The following is a 20,982-nucleotide window of genomic DNA, read 5'->3' on the forward strand; positions in this document are numbered from 1 at the left end:
TATTATTGAATTAGCAAAGTATCCACAATCTCCTTATAACTTCTGCCAACAGGCAGAAGGACATCATTAGCCATTACCGCTTTGGAAGTAATTTTACGGATATAATGTTTCTGCACAGCATAACTCCTGTGGATCCGGATAAAAGATTGAAAAGCCTTTTCTTTCAATAGGGTTCCCAATGGCGTCAAAACACAATATTTTCTTTCCTTTGTAAAAATGCCTGTATAGTCTTTGAGCGCTTCCAGGTAAATAATATCATAGAACTGAATTCTGATGTGATCGTGTCCGTCCTTAATGAACAAACTTTCCTCATTTAACGAATGATCTAATAATTCAGCTTTATAATGTATATCCAGAAAATACTGAAGTCTGTCCATGGAAATATCAAAGCGGTCGGATTTGAGAGGTTTTGTTAAAAAATCCAGTGCATTAACTTCAAAACTTTGCACTGCATATTCAGGGTATGCAGTAATGAAAACACAGGCAGGCACTTTTTTGAGTTGAGCCCTCAGATCAAGACCGCTAAATTCCGGCATGTCAATATCCAAAAAAAGAACATCGGGGAGTGACTTTTCCGCAGCTTCTATAGCGGGACCGGCAGAATCAAAAAGACCTGCTATTTTAATAAATGAATACCTGCGGACAAAAGATGCCGTAGTAAGACGATCGATCTCATTGTCATCCACGATGAAACATTTGTATTCTTTTTTCCCAGGGTTCATGACCAGTCTTTTAAATCCCGATCAATATAGCGTTTTTAGCGATCATCCTATAACATCATTGACATTATAGGCGACTCTGTATTCATGATCAACAGTCAAACTGATTTAATTAAATCAGGTGGAGATCAGAGAGATAATTATCCACCTATCAGCACAGTAGGAAATCCTGCAATAATGGTTCCTCCATGGACCGTTTGATCGCCCATCCGGACGGCAGGCTTATTTCCAATCAAAACTGTTTTTGATCCCATCGCAATTATATCCGGAGGTCCCACGCAAACACAAATATCTCCCGCAACAGCCGCAGGCATTCCTCCGATTAAAACGGTCGGATAACCAGGTCCGGTAACCGGTCCACCTACATGAGGTATCGGTGGAAGGCCAGGTGTAAGCATGGGACAAACATGCATATCTCCGATTCTTGCCGCGGGACTGCTCATAAATAATATTTTAATCAGGTTAATGGACTCCAGCGGTTATTCGATTTTTGAATGGGGTTTTGGGTGGTAGCTTTTGTTTCCTTCACTTCCTGCTCGATCACAAAAATGCTCTGTCCTTTCTTTTTGCCGATAAATTCCAACTGCGCGAGCTTCTGAAAAATCAGGACATAAGCCAGGTAGCACCGGTTAATTTCATCTAACAGCGATCCGTAATCGTAGTGGTTATAATTTAGTTGCAAAACACGCAGGGTTTGATTTTCCAACGTGCCGGCAGTCGTTTCTGTCCATTCTGCAAAATAATTCAGCATTTCCTCGCGGTCTTTTTCGGCAAAACATTGCAACATGGTATGCACAAATTGAATATTTTCCAGTAAAGAGACACATAAATAAACGGGAGCAGATTTTCCCAGAATCCACTGGTATCCGATTTTTTGTTTCACCAATTGTTCCAGCATTTTTTCACTGATTTTTTGAATATTATTCGCCAGAACATTTGGCTGCTGCGATTGCGTTTTTGAATTTATTTTTTGAACCACTTTCAAACACGATAATTCCCAACTATCTAAAGATTGGCGGAATTTTGTAAACCAGTCAGCCAGAATGGGCAAACTGCTTACTGAAGTGCACGGCGGAATAAAATCAGTGCTAAATTGTAATTCGCCATTTTGATAAGTGATCCTGCCAATTATGAGGCTGCCGGACAATTGAGTCGTATTTAATTGTTCACCTGGCAATAAATCCAACCGTATTTCCGGTTTTGTAAAAGGATGACGGGGAGGGTTTTCTTCCATTATGGGCGTGCCGGCAGGCAAGCGCTCAAACGGATTTATAGTAACAAGTATAAATAGCTGCTGGGCTTGCAATAACTGGAGATTATACCTGGCCGAAATTTCTTTAAAATTTATACTCAGCTTGTGAATATCTTCAGATCCAATCTGAATTCTGCTTCCATTTGGAGTAATAGCATTGCATGATTTGAGTTCTATAGTGATCAATTGAGCCGAATCGAAAAAGACAGATAAATCCAAAGAACCTTCAACCGGTAAAATACCGAAATTATAATCGGTCAGGTGCAAAGCTGAAACATCCCTGCCTAGTTTTTCAGTATAAAAACCGGTTTGCTCAAAATGTTTCCTGGAAATTTTCATTCCGTCTATCCAGTTCACGGGTAAGTGTTTAATATCTCCAGGCATACATGCGTGCTTTAAATAATGGTTGTATAATTTAATCTTCCTTGAAAAACCGAATCGTCTTCAATTAAAAATGTAGTGGAGTCTTTTGTAAACTCAGTTTCAAAAATAATTTCCGAATCCAATGGCATAAATAAATCGCAGAGAAATTCGTGCAGAATTATTTTTTTTCCGGCCGGCATATAATCTAACAGATTACTTAAGTCAGATACAAAAATAATTATCGTAAATGCAGATCGAAGATCCCATAAACACCCACCTAAAATACTGTCCACACTCAATTGCATATTGCCCAGAACGGGAGTTTCATTTATTCCATGCTCTCGCGGGACCGTTTCCCTGATCTCAACCGGATCTCCGGTAATACTCTCAAAAATAAAGGGCAGGAGGTCCTTTCTTCCGGCTAATTTATTAATAACCGGCATCAGTAAACCGAGTTTGCTTTTCTGAAGATCATCCAGGAATTCCGGCAGATCCCACAGATAATTAAAAATATCTCCCGGTAATACATGATTGGTTTCAAACAGGAACTTCCGTTCTTCCATTTCCAGCTTTATCCGCTGGTTATAAAATTCGTGTTCTATTGGTTGAAAAAACCGGCGGATGTGTTTTTCGAGATCACGTTGCTCTTTGATCTCCTGTATGGCTTCATGCTTATCTGAGAAATTGTTTGTTTCTGATACCTGGTGAAAGAGGTCTTCAGGAAGCTGGTCGTAAATCCCCTCCCTGTTAACAACAAAACGCAGTTTTTTCTTTCTGCTGCTGTCATATCCTACTTCGCCGCTGCTCTCGATATCGAAATGATAATTTCTTTTAAACAGGCTTTCACTCTCGATCACAACATCGTCCATACTCAGGTCTTCGGTTAGCAGATCTGTAAGAATAACTTCAAAACGAATATCTGATTGAAGCGCCTGTAAAAGACCTGAAAATTCTTTATAGTCTATCATGAAGCAACCAGGTTTAGCCGGTAAGGAATATTATTGACAGATTGTTTTTCCAGCGAAAGGGTCAGATCCCTCAGGCGCTCAATCCATTCTTCCGGTTCCAGGCTCCCTGGTTCGGGCGTTATTTCAATTTGCATGCAACGGATAAAACCTTCCATTGGATGGCTTCCTGCAACAAATATTTTTTTGTAATCGATGGCGCGGGCCATTTTACCCAGTTCTGTACGCATAAACGATTTCAGATCTTCCAGGGTCACTATCCGGTTATGCGATAACAGTGATTTTTTATACTGGTCAACCTTTTCAGCATCGCTGAATTTATCCCTTCCTCCATAGGTGGAGGAAATGAAAAAAATGGTATTTGACAATACATTGCTGCTTTTATAAGAAATCAGTTTAGATCCAAGAGGTATTTTATTGGCGAGTTCACCATTGCAGCTCCAGAACTCAATCATTATATTGCCATTTAGTTGTTTCGGTTTTATTGCCAGGTAAGGAAAAGGGGACTGGTTCTTATTAAGCATTTTTACTTTGTCTTCAATACGTGCCAATACCTGGTTTAATTCACGAATATGATGGATCAGGAAGTCCTCGCCCATCGACGAAAAAAATGAACTTTCTTCCCGGATCAGTTCAGTGAGGTGAACCAGCGTTTCATAAGAATTTCGTTCATCAAAACGATTAACCCCATAACGAAGGGTGTAGGTTTCTGGCATAAGTCCTGAAGGATTGGCGAATGGCACCAACTTAACCGGTTGTCCCTGACTGTTAGTCACTTCCCTGACCGATAAAAAGCTACCGTCCGTTTCAAGCGGAACAATATTCAGGTACTGAACAAGCTTATAAGTGAATTTATTGAGTTTTCGGTTTATGACCGGAATGGCATTTATACTTACAAATACCGTATCCAATGCTTCAACAGGTATAACAGGGGGGAAATGAATCTCAATCCACAACAAAGGCTCTTTTAATGCCTGCAAATCTTTTTTATCAAAGAGCTGGTCAAAAGCCCTGGGATAGGGCCTCCTTTCTATTTTCAGATCATCGAAACTTTCTGTTGAGGATAAACTGATGAAATGGCGGTTATATAATTCAATTACCCGCGCCTCTATTTTTTGCATCGGATCAAATTCGCTTTGGAGAATACTGACCGGTTCGGAAATCTCATCATTGACGGGCACTCCCCCGTGCCTGGTTAGCGTGTTTGATTCCAATAGCCATTCGGTATAAGGCAGGTATTGATACCAGTTATTACTTTCCGGCTGATTCATCCAGTTGAAAAAGAAGGACATCCCGTTCACTGAATTTATTTCTTCATTCAGATCCAATCCAATCCATACTACATGCTGAAGATCAACCCGTTTTTTTGAGGATGATGATACCTGCAATTTTTGGATACCATCTGTTATGCTATATAATTCACGCGCGGAAGCTATATATGATATATTACCGTCAAAAATTTTTGTATTGCTAACGGGAGAGAAAAAAAGTTCCGTTTTAAGATTATCCCTTTTCCTGTCATTGCCTGAAGGTTTATAAATAAACTGTTCTTCCTGATTTAAAACTGCTGTCGATTCTGAAGATCTGACCTGTATGACACCGTATGCAGGGTTTACATCGATCATGCCCGGATATAATAAGCGGGCGAGTCGCTCCATCATCCGGTTCTGGGTTTTCCCCATCTCTCCGGCAATTTTTTCAAATTCAACCGAGCAGGCTTCCATCAATAAATTCACCAGCGGATCGAAATCATCCATTTCAGATTCCGGAAAGCCCCAGCTCTCAGCGGCTCTTTTGAGCATGCGGTTGCGTACTCTCTCGCGGGTAAAATATTTCTGATTTAATTCTTCGGTTGCCATGATTTGAATGTATATTATTTTGGTTTTAAGGAAGATTCACCCAGAAAGTTCCAGGCTCCTTTCAACACTTCGCCGCTTAGGCCGGTGCCACCATTACTGGCTCCATATCCCAGTCCACCAACGCTCTGCGTATAAAAATAATAATCATCCGGATTTATGAAGGGATTCGCTGTAATATAAGTGAAGCTATAACCAACAATATAAATCCCACCTCCAAAGGATGATATTCTTCCGATCGCGCCGTTTAAATCGGTTGCGCTGAATGGATGTACGCCACATGTTAACCATGTATTGCTCATGGTTGACCACGGAGATGAAATGTCTCCATAATCCGTTGGGTTAAGTACGCCTGACATATTTCCGCCGATACCCATGCCAACGCCTGAAAAGCCGAAGAAAGCGGAGCCTCCGGCTGTCGCGCTGTGAAATACAAACAGGAAGTACCCTCCGGCTACCGCTGTGCCGCCTGCTATTTGTCCCAAACAACAGACTTGCCAGTCTGTCGTTTTTATTAGCCACTCCATTTTAAATGATTTAATTATGTAAAATATATTCTGAAAAAGGATGAACCTATTTCCATGTTTTCTCATGTGAGGCATCTCCAACCGTTACTTTTTTAGCGGAAATGTTCAGGGAAATGGTCATAGGCATACTGGAGCTGGCATTAAACGATTCTGAGTATCCAACACAATAGCCTTCCTCGAATTTGACTTCCTTTATCACACCTCCGCTACTGTCTGATCCGATAAAAGCAATGCTTCCGTCTTTCTTTCCACCAGGGTCCACCATCCAGTTGATGATACTGCTATCGTCTGATGCGGCGATCTGAAGAGAAATGGTTCCGCCCTGGACATCTGTGCTGGGTTGCCCCTGCGCGTTAGTTCCCTGTCCAAAGGAGTAAGAACAACTGAGAACGGAGAATTCATTTCCGTCAAGTTTGAACTTTGCTGATAGTGCTGATGGCATAATTGTAAGTTTTAAGATTTATTGATTAAAGATTAATTATTATCCGCCAATGATAAATGGTGATTGCCCGATAGAAATGTTCGAAGAGACAAGCTGGATCAACACCGTAGAATTTTGTGTTTTACTATCGATTCGCTGGTCAACGATCAAATTATAATGCACACATTGCGCTCTTCGGCAATCAATGGAGAGAAACCTTGAAGTTTCTCCCACAGCAAGAATGTCAACAACCGCATCCTTTTTTGAATTGTCTGCAAACCATTGTGCAAAAAACGACTCACTGTCAGTTTCTTCTTCCAGGTCAATCTCAAAAGAAACAACTCCTCCCTGGATTGAAGAGGTAACACTTCCATCTACAGCAGAGAAGGTCTTAAATGAATCAATTTTGAAATTAATTGGAGCAACGTTTTTACCTTCTACTGACATTAATGCTACGGTTGACATCTTATGTTGGTTTATTTGTTATCAATGGTTAATTAATTTTAACTATCCCCCCTTTAATCGTGGTCATCGCATCGCCATTCACCTCCGTATTGGCGCTGCTTAATTTAGCGCTCGCATTTGCCTTTATCTCAGCTGTTGCATCCGCTTCGATTGAAATGGAAGCGGCTTTTATCGTGGTTTTGTTATCTGCTTTCATTTCAATTTCCCTGGCCTCAAACGTGATCTTTTGTTTTGCTTTGATCGAAATATTTTCCTGAGCTTCTATATTTACTTTTCCATTTGTTTTTAATGTGATTGCACCATTCTCTTTAAATTCAATCAGGATAGCTGTATCTGCATTATTCACATTGGTTATCTGTATTTTGTTTTCACCCTGTTTGTCAGTTAACTCGATCAGGTTACCTGCCTTTGTATAAATAGTTTTTTCCTCATTATTTCCTTTCCGTGAACGCATACCATCTTTTTTAGGGTAGAGGCTCGTTATAACGAAAGGCAGTTCGGGCTTATCGAGTTCATACCCTATCACCACCTGGGCCTCTTTTTCAGGTATAAACTGCATTCCTTTACGGTCGTCTCCACCGGTATAAAAAGTTCCTACACGAATCCAATCTGAATCATGATCATTTCCCGGCCAGTTAAAAGCAACCTTTACGCGGCTCAGTTTATCCGGATCATTATTATCGGTAACCGTCGCCAGTTCCGGCTGTCCTGCCGGATGTTTTATCCAGGGATTTACTGGGGGGAACTTTGCTGTTTCAGGCACGGCCTTAAATATGTTCGAGTAATTTCCATTACTGTCGATGGAATGCGAAATCTCCGTGATCCTGTATTTACCAATTGATTCCTGGTTTCCCCGGCCACCTTTTTTCGGACTTGATGCACTTACATTGATCACAGTACCTACCGTTAGATCCGGATTTTCACCCCGCCCATGAAATACAATCAGGTTGCTTGCAACACCGCTGCGCCTGAATTTGATCAGTTCGTCTAACTCGTTCTGACTGCAGACTGGTTTATTGGCAGTCATCAGCGCTTCCTGGCTGAACAAATTTTCAGATTCATCCAGCGCAAATTTGCTGAACTGCCCCAATCCATCTACGTTCTGCCCGGATGATTTGCCTTTATAAGATTGGTCTTTCGTATAATCATAGGCCATCATCTTAAATTTCGCTGGCATCAGGCTGATCGACATATCAAAGGACTGATTTCCGTCAATGATAAAATCCACCTCCTTACTGTTACCTGTGCTGCCCAGCACGATCTGCTGACCATCATAATAAAGCCACTCTCCATATTCTGCCGCCAGGCGACTAATAAAATCAAAATTCGTCTCGTCGTACTGTACAACATAGGGAAGAAGATTCCTATTCTTCGGGTTCAGTTTTTTTTTGATCACATTTCCTGGGTAATCTGTTAATACAGTTTCAAATATCTGTTGTACTGATTTTTTTATGAATGTTCTTTTCAAAGAACAATCTTCGAGCAACATGGTCGTACTATAACCTTTAATGATAAAGACCTTTGAAAAGTCTGATAAATTAGAAAGTTTAATTTCTGTTACGATACCCTTAAATTGAAAATCAAATGGGGCTTTTTTGGAAACAGGTTCAAAAGATATTGAAAGGGTTTTCCCGCAGACATCTTTATGTGAATTCTGAAAAAAGAGCTCGCCTTTTTTTTCCAGCTCATTAAACGGAACTGTTAATTCAAAACGATGATGGCGAAACAAATCCTGGAATATGACAAGGTCTTTGAAACGCGATATTTTTTTTTCAGTTTCCAGTTCTATTTTCGTCCTAACCTGCTGCGCCATATTACTTAAAGCTGTTTTTTACCAGATATTATCATGATCAACTCCATCTATGGAAATTTTTTCGGCGGATATGGAACATTGCATCAGATAACTCATGCCAGACCGTTGCTGATAGTCAAGCACCTGATTATACATGTAGTTCTCCTCAACATCATCAAATACAGTAAAACGGTCCCATCGGTCAAGTTTAATCATACCCTCTGCATGAAAGCTTTCATGCATCTTTACGAGAAACCCGTTTTTGAATTCAATCTTTTTAAAAGACGAGTCGTCTATCGAGAAATTGATCGTTCCGTCTTTGGCTTGCCTGTCGCACATCCAGGAAGCGAAATCATCATCAGCGCTGCCTTCGATCAGCAAACTGATACTTCCTCCATTGACGCCGGAGGCGGGATTCCCATTCTGATCAAATTGCTGTTTGCATTTACAGAGACACTTGAGAACCTTAAATGATTTACCATCGAGGTCTAAATCTACTGTTGAGGCCATAATTTATTTTTACTTGTGTTAATCATCAGTTGAAAGTTTAACATTGCCGACATGGATTTCGGGTCCTGATATCCTTATGAAACAACTGGTTTCAGCAAATTCAGGGATAAACAGGTCGATCATCCCAAAGCAATTGCCACCCTTGAATTCAATCGTCTTCATTTTTCCCACTCCGTCTGATTGATAAACGGTTATGCTCCCGTCAACCTGCTTATCCGGATCGATCATCCATCCGGTTATCGTTGTATCTTTCACTGCATCAAGGGTTACATCCAGTGTCCAGGATGGACTGGAGTTGGGTTGTCCTTTCGGAGTCGTTTCCCGCACAACTGCGAGATAAAAATCTTTGACCGGAAAAACCTGGTTATCGATTGATAGTTCGACTTTGAATGCCATATAATTGAAGATTATTTATTCTGTTCGTATTCTGCGAGCCATTCTGCAGAATCCGGATCATCACCTTTATGTCCGTCCAGTTTAATCAGGAAGTTCTTTGCCGGGAAATAAGGCGTCATATGAATATCCAGGAAGATCCGGTCTTTTTGTTTCGGATCCTGTTCAAAACGGATCACTTTGAATTTTTCAATTAGTTTTCCTGGTCCGGTAATACTATCGAGGAATTTTACAATCTGTTTCTGAAGATCCATTCGGGTATTCACATTAAAATTCTCAAATGCGCGGCGGTTCAGGAAATCGATCAGCACTTTTATAACGTAGTCGAATACACGAACCACCGAATATGTTTGTAATCCGATATTATCGCCATTGAATAATGTTTTTGCTGAAAATGGCATCACTTTGCCATATTCATTGACCATGGGTACCAGCCCCAGTTTTTCCAGTTGGGCTATTTCGCTTTTCTTCAGTGGAAACTTTACTCCGTCTATTTCATTCAAAGCACCATATTTTCTGCCGGCGGCGACCTGGGACATCAGGGTGCCGTATACTTTTCCGGCAAGCGCGGTGGACGGTGGAACAAATAAATCTTCCTCTTCTCCAACATCCTGTTGCTTGCCTCTTCCTACAAGCCAGTTACAGGTCATCATTACATTGGACAGATAAGCGTCTCCGCCGGTAAGATTGGCAGATTCGAAAAGATCCAGCACATCATCCGCACCATCCAGGTGTTCGAAATCTGTTACCAGCATTACTTTATTCTTATGTGCTATGCGCGCCCATTTATCCACGGCTTTTTTAGATCCGAGATATCCAGGTAAGGCCAGGATGGAATAATTATCGCGCAGATCAAGACGGTCATAATTTTGAGTCAGTTCTTCTGAAACTGCGTCGATGAAAACGGTGTTGTCCAGATCGGAAAGTTGTTCCATGCCGGCATTCATTATGTAAACACCTTTTGCTTTATCCTGGTCGGTGTTCTTATAAAAGTTATTTACGGACCGGTATGTGCGTTCCAGTTCCCTGGTGGCCTCCAGCGCATTTTTCAGATTTTTATTTAGCAGGGTTTGAGCATTGTCTGCTTTCGCCTGCGCATTCTCCACCAGTTCGGCAACGGAATCAGAATCGGATAGCAGACTGGTAATATTTACCAGTCTTTGCTTTAAAGCAGAACGTTCTTCTTTTTTAGACTCTTCACTAAGGAAGATTTTTTTCCTGGCTTTTTTTTCAGGATTCAGGTTTTGTGCGCCATCAATAGTGGTTTCAACAATAGCGAAACCTCCATATTTTATAAGGGCGGCAGTTGCCTGTTCAACCGTAAGTGATTTAACTGATTCTCGTACTGCAGGGCTTGTTTCCTGTATTTGTTTTTCTTCGTTTGCCATGTGGATGTATTGAAAATGTTTTAGGCTGATTGTTCCATTTCATTGATGAGCGATTGAATGCAGGATAAGTAGGCTGATTTTGCTTCTTTATTTTCAAGCAATGTTCTCAGGATCTTATTTGTCTTTAACTGTTTTACGAATTTCTGCAGGTCTTCGCATTGATGACTTAACTCGTTCAGATAAGTACTTTGCCGGGTGATACCCTGTTTTCCAAAATTACCCAGAGATGAAAAATGCAATTGTTCGGTTCTGCCTGCACCGTCGGCGGTTTCAAATTCAACCTCTTTGGTCGGTTTGAAAAAAGCAAAAACATCATTGATGCTTTTCAGATCCGGAATGATCTGTGGAGACAGCGGAGCTTCATCTGTCAGCTTTTCAATTAACAAAGTCCGGTTTTGTGGTATGTCGGAAATGCCTTCATTAACTTCGCTTTTTCTTTCCTGACCACCAATATCATAATTGAACATATTTAGCAAGATTTAAGAATGATTAATATGTATGTCTTTAAAATTTGAAGAACAATTTTATAATGGATAAAATGATAACCTGAAGTAAACGTAAACCTTTGCCTGCTGGTAGAATAATCATATCGCCCAACAACCATATAAATAGATGAATGTGCTATTCAATGTCCCAGCACAATTCGCTGACGGGCGATTCTTTCATCGAAATTTTCAGGTTATTTCCTTTGATGAGACTACCGCTAATGATCATGCGTGAAATGGGACGGCGTAACTGATTCCGTATAACTCCCTTTATTTGACGGGCCCCATATTTCGGAGTAAATCCCGAAAGAGCCAGGAACTTTTTAGCATCCCCGGTAATAGCCAGCGAAATGCCTTGTTTATGCAAAGGGTCTGTAAGGCTTCGCAAATGAATATCGAAAATGCTCACTACATTCTCTTCGGAAATGGGCGCAAAAGGTACAATTTCAGTGAGTCGGGCAAGGAATTCAGGACGGAAATACTTATTCATTATTTCCATCATTTCGTTTGTCGAAGGAATTTGATTTTTGTTGAATCTATCGGCTATGAGCTCACTACCAATATTAGAAGTAAAAAGAATAATTGCATTGGAAAAATCTCCTTCTTTTCCGAGGCGATCATGCAATTTACCTTCATCTAATATCTGCAGAAATATGTCAAACACGGAAGGATGTGCTTTTTCGATCTCATCAAACAAAACCACCGAATATGGTTTCTCCCGGATCTTATTTACCAATACACCGCCTTCTTCATAACCGACATAACCAGGAGGAGCCCCATATAGCAGTGCTGCAGAATGTTCTTCTTTGAATTCCGACATATCGAACCGGATCAAAAACGATTCATCGTTAAAAAGGTAGTCTGCCAGTGTTTTTGCCAATTCCGTTTTCCCGGTTCCTGTTGGTCCAAGAAGGAAAAAAGATGCAATTGGCTGACCGGCTCTTATCAATCCCGAGCGGGATTCTAAAATGGCTTCGGATACTGCTTTTATACCATGATCCTGCCCAACTACTCTTTTCTTTAATACCTCTTCAATGCTCAATAGTTTTTCTCTTTCCTTGCTTTGTATTTTTCCAAGTGGTATTCCTGTCTTGTAAGATATGATAGCTGCAATGTCTTGTTTGGTGACGGTCTCTTTTTTTTCACCGGCGAATCCGGATAGTTTAATGATCAGAGACCGGAGGTGTTCAGAAAAAGAGGAAGGAATTTCCAGGTCCGGGTTTTGCTGCTGATCACCATCTTCTAATTTATTCAATAGTATGGGACTTAGTTTGTCCTTTAATTCATTGTAACAGGTTTTCAATTCTATAAGTAAGCTATCCGGGTCATTCGAATGCGTATTTAAGATGATGTCCAGTCTATTTTTAATGACGCCCAGTTCTTTTACAGAAGTATCACCCATCATTTTAATGGCAGCCATTGTTCGGTCCATCAGGTCAACAGCAGAATCCGGCAGCTTTCTGTCTTTTGAATATCTTTTTGCCATGACTGCCGATTCCAGAAGTGCGTCGGGTTCCACTTTCAGGTCATGGTGATTTTCATAAAGTCTTACAATTTGCTTAAGCATGTTCACAGCACAGGGTATATCCGGTTCTTCTACCCTTACCACTTCAAACCGTCTGCTGAAAGCTTCATCCGATTCTATATATTTTCTGTACTCCTCATTGGTCGTAGCACCAATAAGAGTCAGCTCACCTCTTGCCAATTCCGGCTTCAGCAGATTTACCACACCTGTTCCGATAGAACCTCTGCTGTCGAGCAGGGAATGAATTTCATCAATGAAAAGAATGGCTTTTTCATATTGCTTTATTTCCCTGATAATATTTTTAATACGGTCCTCCACTTCACCTTTATAAGATGCGCCAGCTACCAGGGCCCCGGTATCCAGCTCAAATAAGCGGGCATTTTGCAGGCTGTTGGGAACTTTTCCCTGAACGATTAATTGGGCGAAACCATCTATCAAAGCAGTTTTGCCAACCCCCGGTTCTCCCACAATAATAACATTGGGTTTTGTTCTTCTGCCCAGCACTTCCAGCACCATACGTAATTCTTTATCCCTTCCGGTGATTGGATCTAAATTGCCATCCTTAGCCAATGCCGTTTTATCCATGCAATATTTATATAGTGCATTTGAGGTCTTTTTTCCTGTTGCATTCTCACTGTCAGGATCAGTTTTTGATTGGGGTTTAATAGCTTCCTGAAAAACATTGTCATCTACCGCGGCAGCCATTATATCTTTTTGTGTAACTGGAAATGTTTTCAGTTGGTCGGGTGTAAATGCAACTCCTGGTTTCAATAAGGCAATAAAAATGCTTACTGCATCCGTATAATCATGGTTTAACTGAAGGGCGATCAGATCGGCCAGTTCAAGTGTGGTAGCTACCGGAATGTCTGCCGATGGATTCTCAGTGCTCTTGCCATTTTTGGGATAATTTTCGATACGGATCTCGGCCCATTCACGCATGAAATGAATGTCTTTTTGAATGGAAGCAAGCCAGGAAGCAAGGCCTATTTCATTGTGCAGGATAGCCTGCAATAAATGCGGTGCGCCAAAAGTGTCATTCCGGTATTCTTTAGCCAGTGACCGGGCAATGGATATCGCTTTTTTAACTTCTTCGGGAAATGGCATGGGATTTATTCTGGTTAATTGTTAATAAAAATCTGAATCCGGGACGAATAGCTATTATCCCATATTCGATAATTTCCTCAACTCTGCATCAATCTGATTGATCATTTTATTCAGTTTGTCCTTATCGGGATAATCAATACTTGATTTTTGCAAAAGATGTTTTGCAGCTGAAAGGACTCCTCGTCTTTCGATCAGGTTTTTTGTTTTTCCCGCCATCGTATACAGATCCTGGCCGGCTTCGTATAATACCAATGCTTTTTTGTTTTCATTGGAACTGCCTATAGGCTCTACAGGGACCGGAACAGCTATTCCGGATTTTATTTTCTGGCAGGCAGCCAGATCGGTTTGGCACTTTTCTAATAACCGCTGAAGCTCTGCTTCTTTTGCATTGTTCCCACCACCACCGGAAGGTGCCGGAGCAGCTGGTGCGGGTTTCGCAGCAAGCATTTTGCAAATCTCCAGTTGTTGATTACAAAGATCAAGCTGCGATTTCATTCTTAATAGTTCCGAGGCGTCCCCTCCCTTTCCCTCCAAAGTCTTTTGCAGGGAAGTGATGGTATTGCGGTAGGTTATGATCGCATTAAAAACATTGATATAGTTGTAAGAATCTTTTTTTGATACCAGTGACAAAAAAGATGAACTGTCATTTTTCAGATTCACCAATGCATCATTGATGTTCTTCTGATATTCCTGAAGATTACTGAGTAAACTTCCTTTTTCATATTCATTATTGCTGCTCAAATACTTTTCATCTGTATGAATAATATTTTTCAAATTACCGGTCATGCGGTCTATTTTATTTAAAAGATTACTCTGTTCGGCTTCCGTGCTTTTGTATTTTTGTATTTTATTTTTGAAAATGCCTGCTGGTGTATTGAATAAAAAATAGGCGACCAGTATCACGGCCATCAATGAAATGGCATAAAATCCCAAAAATTTATTTATAGCTGAACTTCTTGCAGATTGGTTTACTGGTTTCATGCCAATTATATTTTAATTCAGAAGGCGTTAGATTATTCTATTGTGACTTCTTTTTATTTCTGGGCCAAAGGGGAAATAAATATGGAATCCCTGAAATGAAAGGGTTCGTTTGTTTTTGTAATGATCCCCTTGATTTCAATATGCAGGCATTTTCGCACACGCAAATTTCCTTTTTCCACTAATTCATTCTGTTCCTGCATTAATACTTTCACTTCCTGCAACTGCAACCTTTTTTCGAATTGAACAACAGCCTGCTTTAAAGAATCGCACAAATTTTCTTTCCAGCGAAAGTTGAGTTGGATATTAAATTCTTCATCCCATAAGCTGCAACCGAATTCGTCCGAGTAAGCGGCTTCACCACGGTAAGTGGAAATAATAAGATGCAGATTTTGAGCAATGGAATGTTTTAACGTACAGGTCGCCAGTTTTTTTTTCTGAATGATTTGATCTAACCTCAGGGGCAACTTATAAAATGTATGCTGCATGATTAAAATCTGTAAGCGATTCCGATATTAATTCCCACGGTATGCATATTGAAAGTATTGCCGGAAACGGACACTGTAGATGTGGTTGTATTGCCAGTCATTGTGTAGGATGTTTGTCCACTCTTTATAAAAGTGGTGTGATAGTCGGAATTGACGGTCGTTCCATTGGCCACTTCCTTGCGTTTCTCATCATAATTGTCAGGCGACAAAACCAGGTAGTTGCCGAATATTTCGGTATACCCTCTTAGTTTATCCGTTAATACGAATTGTACTCCCAGGGCCACATTCAAACCAACCGTAAGTCCCACTTTATATACTCCTGCTTTGTCCGCATTATATGTATAAGAGGCAGCCTTGTTGAAGGAAGAGTCCTTCTGATTTTTCTTTAAATCCATCGGCAAATTCAGCATGATGCCCAGTTTATTATAAATAAGATAACCCGGTTCTGAAAAAGCTTTAAAAATTACATGTGGTGTAATAGACAGCGACGTATAGCTGATCTCCGTCTGCGAGATATAAGAAAATCCGGTGGCGGGAAGATAGCTGGTGCTGCTTTTCAATTTTGATCCGGAGAGATATTCCACATCCGCTCCTATGTTCAGAAAATCACTTACGATAATGCCGATGCCACCGCCTACACGTAGCCCACTTCCAAGCCCTTGTTTACTTAAGGAGGTATTGCCACTGGCACCTCCGGCATTACTGGATGAAACAAGTTTATAAGATCCCGGCGTAATCAGGCCATATCCACCATAAAGCTTTATATAAAATTTGGATTCGCTGGCTTCAGTTTGCGCTTGTAACATCAGGTTTGCCAGGATCATGAAGGAGAGCAATAGCGTGCTTCTATTATTCATATTTGGGTGTTTTAATTTTTTAAAATCAGAATTTCAGATAAGAAAATATATTCGGAGGGTGATTAGGACTTTTTCTATAAATTACATTTCAATAAGCTCAATCTCATGCATATATGGCCGAAAATCGGATAGAAAAAAAATACGGGAAGAAGCCTTTCTTATATGCATTGATTCTGGTGATATTACTTGGCTCTATCAGTTTACTTCACTGGACGGATACTAATCAAGCGGATTTATATTATTATTTTGCTCAGGCATTGGTTCTGGCTTTAGGCATAGGACATGTATTGCTGATGTATAAGTTTGTTCCACAAATTACTTTCAGCGATTTCTGGAAAGGCTTTTTGCTTACAGTAATGCTTATGCTGGCAGGAGCTGTCGTGGCAGCTGTTTTATATTACTTAATACAGTCAGATCATTTAGATTACCGGTTCCTTACTTATGGGCTGCCATTCATTGTTCCTTATCTTTGCTGGCAGGTCTACCGGTTTTTTTTTCAAATTCCTCCCCCTGTATACAAGTCATGGTATTACCCGTTGAACGAGGAAATGCCGGATCTGGATATGATTGATCTTTCCCAGATAGAAGTTATTCAATTCGTATTTTCCAAAGATCCACAGGATACAACACAAACCAATTTCACTTCTAAAGCACCAATGAACATGACACTGGGACAGTTGTTTTTTATTTTTATCAATGATTACAACGATAAAAATATTCAGCATCCCATTGGATATTTAAAATCAGTGCAACAACCTTTCGGATGGCTTTTCTTCCGAAAGAAAAAATGGTTCGACCAGAAGCATTTTTTTGATGCGGATCTGTCTTTTCGCGATAATAGAATTCAACCCAACGAATTTATATATGCTATTCGTGTAGATTGAATTCTTAGCGAATGCTATTTTCTTTTTGCCCATGGAAATCTTAGAGAACCGGCGGTGACTTCGAATTTTTTTGAAACAGAAGATGTGGTTGCGGTAAAATAGAATGTTCCTTCAAATCCCTGGTCATCCAGCTTAGTGATCACAAATTTTCCAGTTCTGGCACCATAAAAACTATGCTCATCATTGGTTATAAAATCAGCAGCATGATCTTCCCGGAATTCGGTTACATCACCCACTTTAAGGTGCGGTAGATAAACATAGAATCCTATTGTGGTTTCATTACCTGTGCCCGTAACCCTGTAATTATTGCTGCTAACACTTTCATCCCGGATTAATCTCGTCGCCTTCCACGGTTTTCCATCAATGGTTGCCTTCATATAAAGGGTTTCACTGGACGGTTCCCCGGGAGTGTTTGTTTTCTCAGCGATTTCCCCTGCTAACTTTTTGGCTTCGGCAGCTTGTTGTGTCTGGCCGGAACATTTGCTGAAAAAGATGAGGATGCCAAAAAATGATAAACTGATCAGGTGTCGCATAATGAACTATTTTGTTTTTTACAGTTGCTGTTTCAAAACTAATGAATAGGATAACCGATATAAGAACCAATCGCTGAACAACCATTTAAATAGATGAACGAACTCCTTATTCAGCATGGGAGTAAAACAGAGATGTCTTACATATAAAGAATATAGTATCCGAGTGTTATAAAAATGCAGTTCTTCGTTTGCGTTGGACCCGCTATCCATATTTGTTGATAAAATATCGTTATAGCGTAAGTTTTATGCATTTTTGAGTATATCTATGTCGTTATAATGTTATTTTGATAACAATACTTTTACATCGGATCTCTCTGGAAGGATAACATCGAATAATAAAATGGCTTCCTGAGAAGATAGTTTCAATCCATTTACATTACTGCCATAGAATGAAAATTGCAAATTTTACTGAACTGATAGTATCCAAACAACCATTCTCTTCTACTGAGTTCTTGCTTCAGAAGATCTACTTCATCAAACCAACTATTTTAATGAATACATAAAAAACAAAAATGAAGGACTGCCTCTTTTTACCGGTAGATATTCTTGCCAGTGATAAGTAAATATTCAATTACAAAACCAGAGATAATATTGCATTTTCTAACGAATAAAAATTTAACTGCCATTATGAAAAAGGGTTCTCATTTTTTACTAAAAATTGTACTGTTATTGGGAGTACTACAATTTTTTTTATCTCCGGCTTTTGCCCAATCAGTTACTCCGGTCTTTATTTCCGGAAATATAAAAAATGAAGATGGCACTCCAATCGAAGGAATAAGTGTCAATGAGAAAGGCACCAATAACAATGCTGTTACCGACAGCAAAGGAAACTTCAGGATAAAGGTCTCTAAAGAAAAAACATCGCTTCTATTATCTGCTGTGAATTATCTCTCCAAAGAGATTCAGGTTTCCGTAGGGCAGCTCGTATCGACTTCATTAATTAAAAAAACAAATGAGCTGGAAGATGTAGTGGTAATAGGATATGCAACTCAATTAAGAAAAGACGTGACCGGTTCAGTATCTTCTGTAAATGCGGCGCAATTAAAAGATGTGCCTGTTAATTCAGCAATACAGGCACTTACGGGCAGACTGGCAGGAGTAAACATAACAACCACGGAAGGCGGCCCAGGTGCAGCCGTTAACATCAAAGTGCGTGGAGGCGGCTCAATTACTCAGGATAATACCCCACTGTATGTGGTGGATGGTGTACAGATGGAAGATGCGCTGGCAAATTTATCACCACAGGATATCCAGTCTGTAGATGTACTGAAAGATGCTGCTTCTACTTCTATATATGGTGCCAGGGGAGCAAACGGGGTAGTTATCATTACTACTAAAAGAGGCAAGGTGATGAAAACAGTGGTGGCCTATAATTATTTTTATGGCATCAATAAACTGGTTAATAAGTTCGATGTAATGAGCCCAAAAGATTTTATCGAATATAACTGGGAAAAAACAAGAAATACTAATGCAGACAGCGTGGCCTTTGTTTCGCAGTATGGTAACTCATGGGTGGGACTGGATTCAATCAGGAATAAACCCAATATCGATTGGCAGCAGTTAACATTTGGACGCGATGCCGCCACACAAACTCATAATGCAAGTGTGACAGGTGGCGACAGAAACACAACCTTTAATATCAGCTACACAAATAACAATGAAAAAAGTATCATGATCAATTCCAGTTATAACAGGAATTTGCTGAACATGAGATTTGATCATACTGTTTCTGATAAATTTAAAGTTGGATTAAATTTTGGGTATAATGAACAGGAGATCATTGGCGGTGGAACAAGTGCATCGGGTAATGTGACCAATAACAGATTACGCAATTCAGTAAAGTACAGGCCGTTCCTCTTAAATTCTACCGATCCTGAAAACGCACAGGACCAGGCTTATTTTGCTTATACTAATTCATCCGGCTATTACCTCATAGATCCTATTCAGTTTGCCAACGCAACTTACAGGAGCAATAAAACAAATAACACGACCATCAGCGGGTATTTAAATTACTCGTTTACCTCCTATTTGTCATTACGCGTTACGGGCGGCATTAATAAAAATGCAGGTAAATCAAACAGTTTTGATGACTATATTACCTGGAACGCTGTTACAAACAGTTCAGGACAACCGATTGTCAATATTACTACCAGCAATGCAGCTTCTATAAATGAAAATGCTGTTTTAACTTTTTCAAACGCTTCATTTAAATCCAAATTTCACAAGGATAATTCTATCAATGTATTGGCGGGCCAGGAGATATACGAGCTTTCCACAAATTCACAAACCGACCAGGTTCGTTATTTCCCGGTGGGGATTACGCCTGAAAAAGCATTTTCACAACTAAGTCTTGGAACTTCTCTACCACTTTATCCCACAGCCGGAGATGCAAAAAGCAGGATCACTTCTTTTTTCTCAAGGGTAGGATATGCGTACAAGAATAAATATTTAGCAACTTTCAACGCCCGGGCAGATGGATCTTCCAAGTTTGCCCCCGGAAATCAATGGGGCTTCTTTCCCTCAGGATCAGTTGCATGGCGCGTCTCTAATGAAGATTTCTTTACGAAAACAAACGCTGTTTCTGATATAAAACTGCGCCTGAGTTATGGATTGGCCGGCAACAACAGGATCAATGACTTTCTATATACATCCTTATTCAGATCCAATACTTCGCCTTATAGTTTGAATAATGTTCTTTTGCCCGGTTATGCAATAAACAGCCTTGCCAACCCTAACCTTAAATGGGAATCTACCCTTTCACGTAATGCTGGCGTTGATGTAAGTCTTTTTAACAACCGGCTCCAGGTAAGTTTAGATGCGTATATGAATGATACCAGGGATTTGTTGATCAACGTGCCAATAGCGGCCAATTCAGGCTTTACCAACCAATTGCAAAACGTAGGCAGTGTCCGCAACCGTGGATTGGAATTACAACTGAGTACGGTGGCTATTGCCCGTAAGGATAGTAAGTGGAATATTAATTTCAATATATCCACTAACCAAAATGAAGTAACGAAACTTTCCAGTGTTGCTGATTTTTACTATGCCAGTTCCGGCTGGGGTGCAGGAAATGAGTACATGGTTAAGGTAGGTGAGCCGGTAGGTACCATCCGGGGATATGTTGCAGATGGTATGTATACACTGGAGGACTTTGATTATAACCCTGCTAATGGCGCATATATGCTGAAGGCCGGGGTAGCAGATAACAGCGCTTCAGTCGGAATGCCTGCCCCGGGAACCAAGAAGTTAAAGGATCTGAACGGAGATGGAATAGTAAACATTAATGATCAGACTATTATCGGATATGCACAACCGAAATTTACCGGTGGGCTTAACAACCAGTTTGTATATAAGAATTTTGACCTGAGCGTGTTTGTCAACTTTGTTTTGGGAAATAAGATCCTGAATGGCGACAAAGTTGAGTTTAGCAATGCTTATGCAGGAAGTGCCTCCAACCTGACAGCTATAATGAATGAC

At 40.3% G+C, this 20,982-nt stretch carries 20 protein-coding genes; 2 read left to right on the forward strand and 18 right to left on the reverse strand.

Going from position 1 to position 20,982, the window contains the following annotated elements:
* Positions 1-2: 2 nt before the first annotated feature.
* The 17 genes from VK664_RS23420 to VK664_RS23500 form a co-directional block, all read right to left on the reverse strand.
* Complete coding sequence (locus tag VK664_RS23420) at positions 3-722, reverse strand: LytR/AlgR family response regulator transcription factor (RefSeq protein ID WP_461401140.1); 720 nt, start codon at positions 720-722, stop codon at positions 3-5.
* A 137-nt stretch (positions 723-859) separates the two neighbouring features.
* Positions 860-1,162 (reverse strand): PAAR domain-containing protein, encoded by a 303-nt coding sequence (locus tag VK664_RS23425; protein ID WP_461401141.1) that lies wholly within the window; start codon positions 1,160-1,162, stop codon positions 860-862.
* Positions 1,163-1,176: 14 nt separating this feature from the next.
* Positions 1,177-2,355 (reverse strand): hypothetical protein, encoded by a 1,179-nt coding sequence (locus VK664_RS23430; protein ID WP_461401142.1) that lies wholly within the window; start codon positions 2,353-2,355, stop codon positions 1,177-1,179.
* An 11-nt stretch (positions 2,356-2,366) separates the two neighbouring features.
* Positions 2,367-3,302: a hypothetical protein gene (locus VK664_RS23435; protein WP_461401143.1), complete on the reverse strand. Its 936-nt coding sequence runs from the start codon at positions 3,300-3,302 to the stop codon at positions 2,367-2,369.
* The gene (locus VK664_RS23440; RefSeq protein WP_461401144.1) at positions 3,299-5,158 is read right to left on the reverse strand and encodes a hypothetical protein; all 1,860 of its coding nucleotides are present in this window, start codon (positions 5,156-5,158) and stop codon (positions 3,299-3,301) included. The genes VK664_RS23435 and VK664_RS23440 overlap by 4 nt, the downstream gene beginning before the upstream one ends.
* A 14-nt stretch (positions 5,159-5,172) precedes the next feature.
* Positions 5,173-5,682: a hypothetical protein gene (locus VK664_RS23445; protein WP_461401145.1), complete on the reverse strand. Its 510-nt coding sequence runs from the start codon at positions 5,680-5,682 to the stop codon at positions 5,173-5,175.
* A gap of 46 nt (positions 5,683-5,728) precedes the next feature.
* Positions 5,729-6,124: a type VI secretion system tube protein TssD gene (gene tssD, locus VK664_RS23450; RefSeq protein WP_461401146.1), complete on the reverse strand. Its 396-nt coding sequence runs from the start codon at positions 6,122-6,124 to the stop codon at positions 5,729-5,731.
* Between the two features lie 39 nt (positions 6,125-6,163).
* Positions 6,164-6,568, reverse strand: a complete 405-nt coding sequence (gene tssD, locus VK664_RS23455) for a type VI secretion system tube protein TssD (RefSeq protein WP_461401147.1) — start codon at positions 6,566-6,568, stop codon at positions 6,164-6,166.
* A gap of 28 nt (positions 6,569-6,596) precedes the next feature.
* Positions 6,597-8,381 carry a type VI secretion system Vgr family protein gene (locus tag VK664_RS23460; RefSeq protein WP_461401148.1) on the reverse strand — a complete coding sequence of 595 codons (1,785 nt, stop codon included), beginning with the start codon at positions 8,379-8,381 and terminating at the stop codon, positions 6,597-6,599.
* Between the two features lie 18 nt (positions 8,382-8,399).
* Positions 8,400-8,870 carry a type VI secretion system tube protein TssD gene (gene tssD, locus VK664_RS23465; protein ID WP_461401149.1) on the reverse strand — a complete coding sequence of 157 codons (471 nt, stop codon included), beginning with the start codon at positions 8,868-8,870 and terminating at the stop codon, positions 8,400-8,402.
* Between the two features lie 18 nt (positions 8,871-8,888).
* Positions 8,889-9,266, reverse strand: coding sequence for a type VI secretion system tube protein TssD (gene tssD / locus VK664_RS23470; RefSeq protein ID WP_461401150.1), 378 nt, complete (start codon positions 9,264-9,266; stop codon positions 8,889-8,891).
* An 11-nt stretch (positions 9,267-9,277) separates the two neighbouring features.
* On the reverse strand, positions 9,278-10,651 hold the full coding sequence (locus VK664_RS23475) for a DUF5458 family protein (RefSeq protein WP_461401151.1): 1,374 nt from the start codon (positions 10,649-10,651) through the stop codon (positions 9,278-9,280).
* A 20-nt stretch (positions 10,652-10,671) separates the two neighbouring features.
* Entirely contained in the window at positions 10,672-11,118 is a 447-nt protein-coding gene (locus tag VK664_RS23480) for a hypothetical protein (protein ID WP_461401152.1), read from the reverse strand.
* 154 nt (positions 11,119-11,272) lie between these two features.
* Complete coding sequence (locus VK664_RS23485) at positions 11,273-13,765, reverse strand: ATP-dependent Clp protease ATP-binding subunit (protein WP_461401153.1); 2,493 nt, start codon at positions 13,763-13,765, stop codon at positions 11,273-11,275.
* Positions 13,766-13,819: 54 nt separating this feature from the next.
* Positions 13,820-14,746, reverse strand: coding sequence for a hypothetical protein (locus VK664_RS23490; protein ID WP_461401154.1), 927 nt, complete (start codon positions 14,744-14,746; stop codon positions 13,820-13,822).
* Positions 14,747-14,799: 53 nt separating this feature from the next.
* Positions 14,800-15,231 (reverse strand): GPW/gp25 family protein, encoded by a 432-nt coding sequence (locus VK664_RS23495; RefSeq protein ID WP_461401155.1) that lies wholly within the window; start codon positions 15,229-15,231, stop codon positions 14,800-14,802.
* A 2-nt stretch (positions 15,232-15,233) separates the two neighbouring features.
* Entirely contained in the window at positions 15,234-16,088 is an 855-nt protein-coding gene (locus VK664_RS23500) for a hypothetical protein (protein WP_461401156.1), read from the reverse strand.
* Positions 16,089-16,201: 113 nt separating this feature from the next.
* Here VK664_RS23500 and VK664_RS23505 point away from each other — a divergent pair, with 113 nt between their 5' ends.
* The gene (locus tag VK664_RS23505) at positions 16,202-16,972 is read left to right on the forward strand and encodes a TssN family type VI secretion system protein (RefSeq protein ID WP_461401157.1); all 771 of its coding nucleotides are present in this window, start codon (positions 16,202-16,204) and stop codon (positions 16,970-16,972) included.
* Between the two features lie 14 nt (positions 16,973-16,986).
* Here VK664_RS23505 and VK664_RS23510 read toward each other — a convergent pair whose 3' ends face one another.
* Positions 16,987-17,505, reverse strand: a complete 519-nt coding sequence (locus VK664_RS23510; protein ID WP_461401158.1) for a DUF6252 domain-containing protein — start codon at positions 17,503-17,505, stop codon at positions 16,987-16,989.
* 627 nt (positions 17,506-18,132) lie between these two features.
* Here VK664_RS23510 and VK664_RS23515 point away from each other — a divergent pair.
* Positions 18,133-20,982 (forward strand): SusC/RagA family TonB-linked outer membrane protein (locus VK664_RS23515; protein WP_461401159.1); only part of this gene is annotated, 2,850 nt, incomplete at its 3' end.

The sequence above is a fragment of the Flavitalea sp. genome (genome assembly GCF_035489435.1).
Taxonomy (GTDB): Bacteria; Bacteroidota; Bacteroidia; order Chitinophagales; family Chitinophagaceae; genus DATHKG01.

Bases quoted from the DNA above. Each gene is read 5' to 3' on its own strand.
- VK664_RS23420 (WP_461401140.1), bottom strand. From the start codon at position 722: ATGAACCCTGGGAAAAAAGAATACAAATGTTTCATCGTGGATGACAAT.
- VK664_RS23425 (WP_461401141.1), bottom strand. From the start codon at position 1,162: ATGAGCAGTCCCGCGGCAAGAATCGGAGATATGCATGTTTGTCCCATG.
- VK664_RS23430 (WP_461401142.1), bottom strand. From the start codon at position 2,355: ATGCCTGGAGATATTAAACACTTACCCGTGAACTGGATAGACGGAATG.
- VK664_RS23435 (WP_461401143.1), bottom strand. From the start codon at position 3,302: ATGATAGACTATAAAGAATTTTCAGGTCTTTTACAGGCGCTTCAATCA.
- VK664_RS23440 (WP_461401144.1), bottom strand. From the start codon at position 5,158: ATGGCAACCGAAGAATTAAATCAGAAATATTTTACCCGCGAGAGAGTA.
- VK664_RS23445 (WP_461401145.1), bottom strand. From the start codon at position 5,682: ATGGAGTGGCTAATAAAAACGACAGACTGGCAAGTCTGTTGTTTGGGA.
- tssD (WP_461401146.1), bottom strand. From the start codon at position 6,124: ATGCCATCAGCACTATCAGCAAAGTTCAAACTTGACGGAAATGAATTC.
- tssD (WP_461401147.1), bottom strand. From the start codon at position 6,568: ATGTCAACCGTAGCATTAATGTCAGTAGAAGGTAAAAACGTTGCTCCA.
- VK664_RS23460 (WP_461401148.1), bottom strand. From the start codon at position 8,381: ATGGCGCAGCAGGTTAGGACGAAAATAGAACTGGAAACTGAAAAAAAA.
- tssD (WP_461401149.1), bottom strand. From the start codon at position 8,870: ATGGCCTCAACAGTAGATTTAGACCTCGATGGTAAATCATTTAAGGTT.
- tssD (WP_461401150.1), bottom strand. From the start codon at position 9,266: ATGGCATTCAAAGTCGAACTATCAATCGATAACCAGGTTTTTCCGGTC.
- VK664_RS23475 (WP_461401151.1), bottom strand. From the start codon at position 10,651: ATGGCAAACGAAGAAAAACAAATACAGGAAACAAGCCCTGCAGTACGA.
- VK664_RS23480 (WP_461401152.1), bottom strand. From the start codon at position 11,118: ATGTTCAATTATGATATTGGTGGTCAGGAAAGAAAAAGCGAAGTTAAT.
- VK664_RS23485 (WP_461401153.1), bottom strand. From the start codon at position 13,765: ATGCCATTTCCCGAAGAAGTTAAAAAAGCGATATCCATTGCCCGGTCA.
- VK664_RS23490 (WP_461401154.1), bottom strand. From the start codon at position 14,746: ATGAAACCAGTAAACCAATCTGCAAGAAGTTCAGCTATAAATAAATTT.
- VK664_RS23495 (WP_461401155.1), bottom strand. From the start codon at position 15,231: ATGCAGCATACATTTTATAAGTTGCCCCTGAGGTTAGATCAAATCATT.
- VK664_RS23500 (WP_461401156.1), bottom strand. From the start codon at position 16,088: ATGAATAATAGAAGCACGCTATTGCTCTCCTTCATGATCCTGGCAAAC.
- VK664_RS23505 (WP_461401157.1), top strand. From the start codon at position 16,202: ATGGCCGAAAATCGGATAGAAAAAAAATACGGGAAGAAGCCTTTCTTA.
- VK664_RS23510 (WP_461401158.1), bottom strand. From the start codon at position 17,505: ATGCGACACCTGATCAGTTTATCATTTTTTGGCATCCTCATCTTTTTC.